The following is a 7,932-nucleotide window of genomic DNA, read 5'->3' on the forward strand; positions in this document are numbered from 1 at the left end:
CGAAAGTAGTTGGGGGCTTCCCCCTGTGAGGATAGGACGTTGCCAGGCACTTGACCGATCTGCAGATTGCAGGTCGGTCTTTTTGTGTTATGTGAAACTTCAGACTGTTCTGATTATTGGTCGAGTCATTGACATGACACCCTCTGCTTGTTACCATAACATCAATATTCTTTTATAAAAGAGAAAGCGAGTGGATAACATGTGGGAGAACAAATTTGCTAAAGAGGGTTTGACGTTTGATGACGTCTTACTCGTACCCCGTCGTTCGAGTGTCTTACCGCGCGACGTTGATTTATCTGTCACGCTATGTGAAGGGATCACACTTAATATTCCGTTGATCAGTGCTGGGATGGATACCGTCACAGAAGCACCGATGGCAATCGCGATGGCACGTCAAGGTGGTCTTGGTGTCATTCATAAGAACATGTCAATGGAAGAACAAGCAGAACATGTCGATCGCGTCAAACGTTCTGAAAATGGTGTCATCACGAATCCGTTCTATTTGACGCCAGAGCGTCAAGTCTACGATGCCGAGTATTTGATGAGTAAATATCGCATCTCAGGTGTTCCGATCGTGAACAATGAAACAGAGCGCAAACTAGTAGGGATTTTGACAAACCGTGATCTTCGTTTCGTCAAGGATTACTCAACTGTCATTGAAACGGTGATGACGACTGAAGAACTCGTGACAGCAAAGGTTGGTACGTCCCTCGCTGAAGCAGAACAGATTCTCCACAAACATCGCATTGAAAAGTTACCACTCGTTGATGAGAACGGTGTATTAAAAGGATTGATCACGACAAAAGATATCGAAAAAGTCGAACAGTATCCACATGCTGCGAAAGATCAATTCGGACGCTTACTCGTCGCAGCAGCTGTCGGCGTCACAAAAGATGCTTCGACACGTGCGAAGTTCCTTGTTGATGCAGGTGTTGATGCACTCGTCGTCGATACGGCACACGGTCATTCAGAAGGTGTTCTTCTCAAAGTACGTGAACTTCGTGAAGAATATCCAAACTTACCAATCATTGCGGGTAACGTTGCGACTGCCGAAGCAACACGCGATTTGATTGAAGCGGGTGCATCTGTCATCAAAGTTGGTATCGGACCTGGTTCGATCTGTACGACACGTGTTGTCGCAGGCGTCGGTGTACCACAAATCACAGCTGTCTTCGATTGTGCGACAGAAGCACGGAAACATGGTGTCTCGATCATCGCTGATGGTGGCATCAAGTATTCTGGCGATATCGTAAAAGCACTTGCTGCTGGCGGTCACGCTGTCATGCTCGGAAGCTTACTTGCAGGAGTAGAAGAGAGCCCAGGTGAGATGGAAATCTACCAAGGACGTCAATTCAAGACATACCGTGGTATGGGTTCTGAAGCATCGATGAAACGCGGTAGCCAAGATCGTTACTTCCAAGAAGCAGACAAGAAGTTCGTTCCAGAAGGAATCGAAGGACGTGTCGCTTACCGTGGTAAACTCGGCGATTCGGTTTACCAACTCGTTGGTGGTATTCGTTCAGGTATGGGATACTGTGGTGCTGCCACGTTAGAAGAGTTGCGTGAAGAGACACAGTTCATCCGTATGACGGGCGCTGGCTTACAAGAGAGCCACCCGCACGATATTCAAATTACAAAAGAAGCATCGAACTATACACGTCAGTAAACAAAAGCCTCGTCTTTCTCTAGTAGAAAGGCGAGGCTTTTGTTCATGATGATTTATGCAAATCCCACGCGTCCATCAATAAGCGTAATCCTTCCATCAACTCTTGCTCAGAGAGACTCGCAAATCCAAGGACGATTTGAGGTGTATCGGAGAGGAGGGGTAACTGGGCGTATTGAGAAAGACCGTATACTTGGATGCCTTGTTGTTGTGCCCGCTTTACGAGCTCCTGCTCCGTCATTCCGTTCGCTACGGACACGACGACATGGAGTCCGGCACTTTCACCGGTCAATCGTAAGGCGGGAATTCGGCGAAGCGATTGGATTAAGACATCGAGTTTGCGACGATAGACTTTACGCATCCGGTTGAGATGTCGTTCAAAGTCACCCTCTTTCATGAAACGTGTCAAAATCGTTTGATCAAAGCGCGAGACACTACAGGTATAGTGTGATAGTTCTGTTTGATACCGTGCGCGTAAGACTTCGGGTAAGACCATATAACCAATCCGTAGTGAAGGCATGAGTGATTTTGAGAAAGTACTCATGTAAATCACACGATTGCTGTCCATGTTGTGCAAAGACGGAATCGATTTACCGCTGTAGCGGAATTCGCTATCGTAGTCGTCTTCGATGACAAAACGGGTCGGATCCATCGCTGCCCAGTTCAACAATTGATGTCTTCGATTGACGGACAGGATGCTACCGGACGGAAACTGATGTGCCGGTGTGACATACATGACATCGACGCTTGATTCCTGCAGTTGATCGATCCGTAATCCATTCGCATCGACACGAATCGGTTCGATCATTCGTTCATGATTCTCTAGTAAGAGGCGGGTCGTATGATAACCGGGATCTTCGATGCCGTATGTGACGTTTCGTCCTAATAAGAAAAGAACGATAGGCAACAGTTGCTCGACACCAGAACCAACAACAATCTGTTCTGGGGAACAGACGACACCACGGGAATGATAGAGATAGGTTGCAATCTCTTCGCGTAATGCTAGATCGCCTTGTGGATGACCGAGTGAGACAAGTGGATGGTGATCGGTATCGATGATGTCTTTGGCATACTTTCGCCAACGGGCGAACGGGAAAGAGACCCCTTCAATCTTACTTGGATGAAAATCATACGTAATAATTGGTTTTTCTTTGGTCGCACGCGGTTCAATGACGGGTGAGGTTTTGACGTAAGCAAGTTCCTCATAGGCAAGAACAAAATAGCCTTTACGTGAGATGGATTCGACATATCCTTCTGCGACGAGTTGTTGATAGGCAAGCTCAATCGTCGTTTGACTTAAGTTCAAAAATTGACCGAGTTTTCGTTTAGATGGTAATTTCGTGCCGTACGCTAAACGACCGGCAATGATTTCGTTTCGAATCTGTTGATAAAGTTGTTCATAAAGTGGTTTTTCCTGATTACGTGTGAGTTGAAATGATAGCATGTCCATCTCGTCTAACTCCTTCTTAATAAACTGACCTGTTGAAATCATCATAAACTGATACTTTTAAAAGTGTCAACGTTTCGTATACTAAAGGGGTGAAAGTCAACCAAGGGGGAATGGATATGGAACGTCAACAAGGAACGGATCGTGTCAAACGTGGAATGGCTGAAATGCAAAAGGGTGGCGTCATCATGGATGTCGTCAATGCGGAACAAGCGAAGATTGCGGAAGCAGCAGGTGCTGTTGCAGTCATGGCACTCGAGCGTGTCCCGTCTGATATTCGTCGTGACGGAGGTGTCGCACGAATGGCAGACCCGTTGATTACGGAAGAGGTACTCGGAGCGGTCTCAATTCCCGTCATGGCAAAATGCCGGATTGGTCATATCGTTGAGGCACGAGTACTTGAATCAATGGGGGTCGATTTCATCGATGAGAGTGAAGTCCTGACTCCAGCAGATGAGCAATATCATTTATTGAAGTCAGAGTTCACCGTGCCGTTCGTCTGTGGCGCACGTGATCTTGGGGAAGCCGCTCGTCGCATCGCAGAAGGAGCAGCGATGATTCGGACGAAAGGCGAGCCTGGGACTGGGAACGTCGTCGAAGCTGTTCGCCATATGCGACAAATTCAAGCACAATTGAATCAGATTTTACATGTCAGTCCAGATGAATTGATGACATTTGCGAAAGAATGGGGTGCTCCGTACGAAGTATTACGTGATATTCGGACGCAGGGACGGTTACCGGTCGTCAATTTTGCAGCCGGGGGAGTCGCGACACCAGCTGATGCCGCACTCATGATGCATCTTGGGGCAGATGGTGTCTTCGTTGGATCAGGAATCTTTAAATCAGAACACCCAGAACGTGTCGCTCGGGCGATTGTCGAAGCCGTTACGTATAAAGATGATTTTGAGCGGATTGCGTCTTTATCCAAAGGACTCGGAACAGCGATGAAAGGGATCGATGTCACATCGATGCCGTTTGAAGAACGGATGGCGACACGCGGATGGTAATCGGTATTCTGGATGTTCAAGGCGCTGTCCGTGAGCATCAACAGCAGCTTGAAGGTCTCGGTGTCGATGTCGTTCTCGTCAAACAAGCGAGCGATCTCGACGGACTCGATGGACTCGTCTTACCAGGAGGCGAATCGACCGCGATGCGTCGATTGATCGAACGTTATGCCTTGCTGGAACCGCTTCGGGAAAAAGCGACGACGTTACCGATGTTCGGGACATGTGCCGGAATGATTCTGCTCGCAACTGCTGTTGAAGCAGGACAAAGTCATCTCAACGCGATTTCGATGACGGTCCGCCGGAATGCCTTCGGTCGACAAATCGATTCGTTTGAAGGACTGTTACCGGTTGAGGGAATCGAAGAGCCGATCGAGGCAGTGTTCATTCGGGCGCCATTGATTCTGTCTGTCGGGGAGGGAACACGAATGATTGCGAAAGTCGAAGAGCAGATTGTCGCTGTTGAGACATCGCTACATCTTGCATGTTCGTTTCATCCTGAATTGACAGAGGACGATCGCTTGCATCGGTATTTTTTACAAAAAATCAAACAACGGCAATCGGTTCGTTCATAAAGCGTGGAAGCATCTGACAGGTTCTACTGTCAGGTGCTTCTTTTGTGCTACACTATTCGTAAAACGAATGATTGAGTGAAGGAGAGACACGATGAAACGAATCTTACTACTCTGTTTAAGTGTACTGCTAGTCGTAGGATTTCCTACAGCGGGACAAGCAGCACCTTCGATTCAAGCAGAGTCTTACATAATGGCCGATGCGGTCACAGGGAAAATCCTCCTTCAATCGGAGGCGGATGTTTCGTTGCCTCCTGCTTCGATGACGAAGCTGATGACGTTGTACCTCGTCAGACGACAAATCGAATTGAAAAAACTGACGTGGGATCAAAAAATCACGCCGAGTGCAAAAGCTTTAAAGCTTGCGAAGACGTCCGGAATCGCGCGTGTTCCAGTTAAAGCCAAAACATACACGGTTCGCGAGATGTATAATGCGGCGTTCATCAAATCGGCTAATGATGCAGCGGTCATGCTAGCCGAAACTGTCGCCGGTTCAGAAGCGACGTTCGTTGAAAAGATGAATGAGACTGCAAAACAGTTCGGGATGAACGACACGGAGTATGCGAATGCATCTGGTCTAGATGCTGTCGATGCAACCCTTCCAGGAACGAATTTGATGACAGCGACCGATATCGCCTTACTCGTCATTCGCTATATCAAGGATTACCCAGATGTCCTCGATGTGACGAATAAAACACAGATGAAACTTGATGGAGAGGTCTTGAACAACTCGAATAAGATGCTGGCGAAGGAAAAATTCGCATATGCCGGCATGCGGGGGATGAAGACCGGAACGACTGATTTAGCAGGTTACTGCTTCGCCAGTGTAACGACACGGGATAATATGACGCTTGTCACGGTCGTCATGCGAACGGATTCCGATCAAGCCCGTTTCAAGGAAACGAAAAAGCTGCTCGACTATGGTTTTGCGACGTTTGAGCCGTTGACGTATTACGGAAAAGGCGAACGGATCAAAGACGTTCTTCCGATTAAAGGGGCAACCGTCCGAAAGCTAGACGTCGTCACGGACGGTTCGTTATACGTTACGGTCTTAAAACAAGCGGAGACGAGGGAACCACGGTTCGACTTCTCTAAAACAACGGCTCCCGTGACGAAACAAGAAATCGTCGGTACGGTGCAGGTCGCGGACGATGGGATCTATCTACCAGGATTTGAGACACCTCGCGTGAATTTGTATAGCGCGACTGCCGTTCCACTTGCGAGTGTTCCGACGCGTCTCGTCCGCGCTTGGACGGCTTGGTCAAAGCAAATTGAACAAGCGATTCAACAATCGACTCTTGTCAACTTCCAAGGCGATGGTGTAAAGTAAGACTAATCTCATAAAGATGCTATGAACGGACCAAGTAGATGTATCGATACTGTTAAGAGAGCTAGTGGGTGGTGTGAACTAGTCAGATCGATGGATTGAATCGAGCCGGATCGCACACCTTGCGAACAAGGTGCGGGTACGCCCGTTATCGCGTCTTAAGTTGGCTAGATATGTCTAGCAATGAGGGTGGCAACGCGGATCCAGGTGATTCGTCCCTTTTCGGTAGGAATACCGGAAAGAGACGAGTCGCCTTTTTTTATGACATAAAGGAGGAATTACAGATGATTGATATTAAACGATTACGCCAAGATTTTGACGCCATTCAAGAAAAGTTAGCGCACCGAGGAGAGGACTTAACGGACATGAACCGTTTCCTCTCACTTGATGAGAAGCGTCGAGAACTGATTGCGCGGACAGAAGTGTTGAAAGCAGAACGAAATGAAGCGACGAAAAAAATTGCTGAACTCAAGCGCAATAAGGAAAACGCGGATGAAGCAATCGCTGCGATGCGTAGTGTCGGAGACGAGATCAAGACACTTGACGACGAGTTACGTGAAGTCGAAGCGACATTGAACCAGCTTCTCCTCGGTATCCCGAACATTCCACATGACAGCGTACCAGTCGGTTCTTCTGAAGACGATAACGTCGTCGTGCGTGAAGTTGGTGACAAACCAGCGTTTGACTTTGAAGCAGTTCCACACTGGGATTTGATGGAGCAATTAAAAATCGTCGACGTCGAGCGTGCCGGAAAAGTCACAGGTAGCCGTTTCGTTTTTTACCGCGGAGCCGGTGCACGTCTTGAGCGGGCATTGATCAACTTCATGATGGACCTCCATCAAGATCAGCACGGCTACACAGAAATCTTGCCACCACTCATGGTCAACCGTGACTCTATGACAGGAACAGGGCAACTGCCGAAGTTCGAAGAGGATGCGTTTAAAGTCGAAGAGACGAACTACTTCCTCGTACCGACAGCAGAAGTTCCGGTGACGAACATGCACCGTGAAGAAATCCTAACTGCAGATCAGTTACCGATCGGTTATGCGGCGTACAGCCAATGTTTCCGTTCAGAAGCAGGTTCTGCCGGACGCGATACGCGCGGTTTGATCCGTCAGCACCAATTCAATAAAGTTGAACTCGTTCGTTTCGTCAAACCAGAAGAATCTTACGAGCAACTTGAATTGTTAACAGGACAAGCGGAAACGGTCTTGAAAAAGCTAAAGCTTCCGTATCAAGTGTTGAGCATGTGTACAGCTGATCTCGGATTCACGGCTGCGAAGAAATACGACATCGAAGTCTGGATGCCAAGCCAAGGCGTTTATCGTGAAATCTCTTCTTGTTCAAACTTTGAAGATTTCCAAGCACGCCGGGCACAAATCCGTTTCCGCCGCGAAGCGAACGCAAAACCAGAATTCGTTCATACGTTAAACGGTTCTGCCCTTGCAGTCGGTCGGACAGTTGCTGCGATCTTAGAGAACTACCAGCAAGCGGATGGATCAGTTGTTATTCCAGAAGTGCTTCGTCCATACATGGGTGGTCTTGAAGTGATTCAAGCTTAAGTCAGAAGGGGGAGTAATCCCCCTTTCTGTATTTTAAAAAGTTTTTTTAGAAAAGGTCTTTACACGTTAAAAGGCAGATGCTATCATAATTAATGTCAGGAAAACAGACAGGTCATCATTGATCTGGTAAGAAGTACGGAGGCGTACTCAAGTGGTTTAAGAGAACGGTCTTGAAAACCGTCAGGCGGCGAAAGCCGTGCGTGGGTTCGAATCCCACCGCCTCCTCCATTTTTATTTTTTTGACAACAACATGCACGTTTTATAGCTTGGAGGCGTACTCAAGTGGTTTAAGAGAACGGTCTTGAAAACCGTCAGGCGGCGAAAGCCGTGCGTGGGTTCGAATCCCACCGCCTCCTC

At 47.9% G+C, this 7,932-nt stretch carries 6 protein-coding genes, 2 tRNA genes and 1 other annotated feature; of the genes, 7 read left to right on the forward strand and 1 reads right to left on the reverse strand.

The genetic code is table 11. From position 1 onward, the window contains the following. Positions 1-199 precede the first annotated feature (199 nt). On the forward strand, positions 200-1,666 hold the full coding sequence (guaB, locus tag KNQ15_RS16175) for an IMP dehydrogenase (RefSeq protein ID WP_029343029.1): 1,467 nt from the start codon (positions 200-202) through the stop codon (positions 1,664-1,666). 43 nt (positions 1,667-1,709) lie between these two features. Here guaB and pdxR read toward each other — a convergent pair whose 3' ends face one another. Next, entirely contained in the window at positions 1,710-3,113 is a 1,404-nt protein-coding gene (pdxR, locus tag KNQ15_RS16180) for a MocR-like pyridoxine biosynthesis transcription factor PdxR (RefSeq protein ID WP_029343030.1), read from the reverse strand. A 116-nt stretch (positions 3,114-3,229) separates the two neighbouring features. On the opposite strand from pdxR, the gene pdxS reads away from it, so the two are divergent. From pdxS to KNQ15_RS16210, 6 genes are all read left to right on the forward strand, one after another. Continuing rightward, positions 3,230-4,117: a pyridoxal 5'-phosphate synthase lyase subunit PdxS gene (gene pdxS, locus KNQ15_RS16185; RefSeq protein ID WP_023469872.1), complete on the forward strand. Its 888-nt coding sequence runs from the start codon at positions 3,230-3,232 to the stop codon at positions 4,115-4,117. Further along, on the forward strand, positions 4,111-4,689 hold the full coding sequence (pdxT, locus tag KNQ15_RS16190) for a pyridoxal 5'-phosphate synthase glutaminase subunit PdxT (RefSeq protein WP_214730078.1): 579 nt from the start codon (positions 4,111-4,113) through the stop codon (positions 4,687-4,689). Before pdxS ends, pdxT begins: the two co-directional genes overlap by 7 nt. 91 nt (positions 4,690-4,780) lie before the next feature. Then, positions 4,781-6,016, forward strand: a complete 1,236-nt coding sequence (locus KNQ15_RS16195) for a D-alanyl-D-alanine carboxypeptidase family protein (RefSeq protein ID WP_214730079.1) — start codon at positions 4,781-4,783, stop codon at positions 6,014-6,016. A gap of 12 nt (positions 6,017-6,028) precedes the next feature. Next, positions 6,029-6,236, forward strand: a binding site (T-box leader). Between the two features lie 61 nt (positions 6,237-6,297). Then, on the forward strand, positions 6,298-7,575 hold the full coding sequence (serS, locus tag KNQ15_RS16200) for a serine--tRNA ligase (protein WP_029343034.1): 1,278 nt from the start codon (positions 6,298-6,300) through the stop codon (positions 7,573-7,575). A 137-nt stretch (positions 7,576-7,712) separates the two neighbouring features. Continuing rightward, positions 7,713-7,803: transfer RNA gene (locus KNQ15_RS16205), tRNA-Ser, on the forward strand. A 40-nt stretch (positions 7,804-7,843) separates the two neighbouring features. Further along, a tRNA-Ser gene (locus KNQ15_RS16210) sits at positions 7,844-7,931 on the forward strand. Position 7,932 lies beyond the last annotated feature (1 nt).

Origin of the sequence: Exiguobacterium sp. s168 (assembly GCF_018619035.1) — a bacterium.
GTDB classification, from domain to species: Bacteria; Bacillota; Bacilli; order Exiguobacteriales; family Exiguobacteriaceae; genus Exiguobacterium_A; species Exiguobacterium_A acetylicum.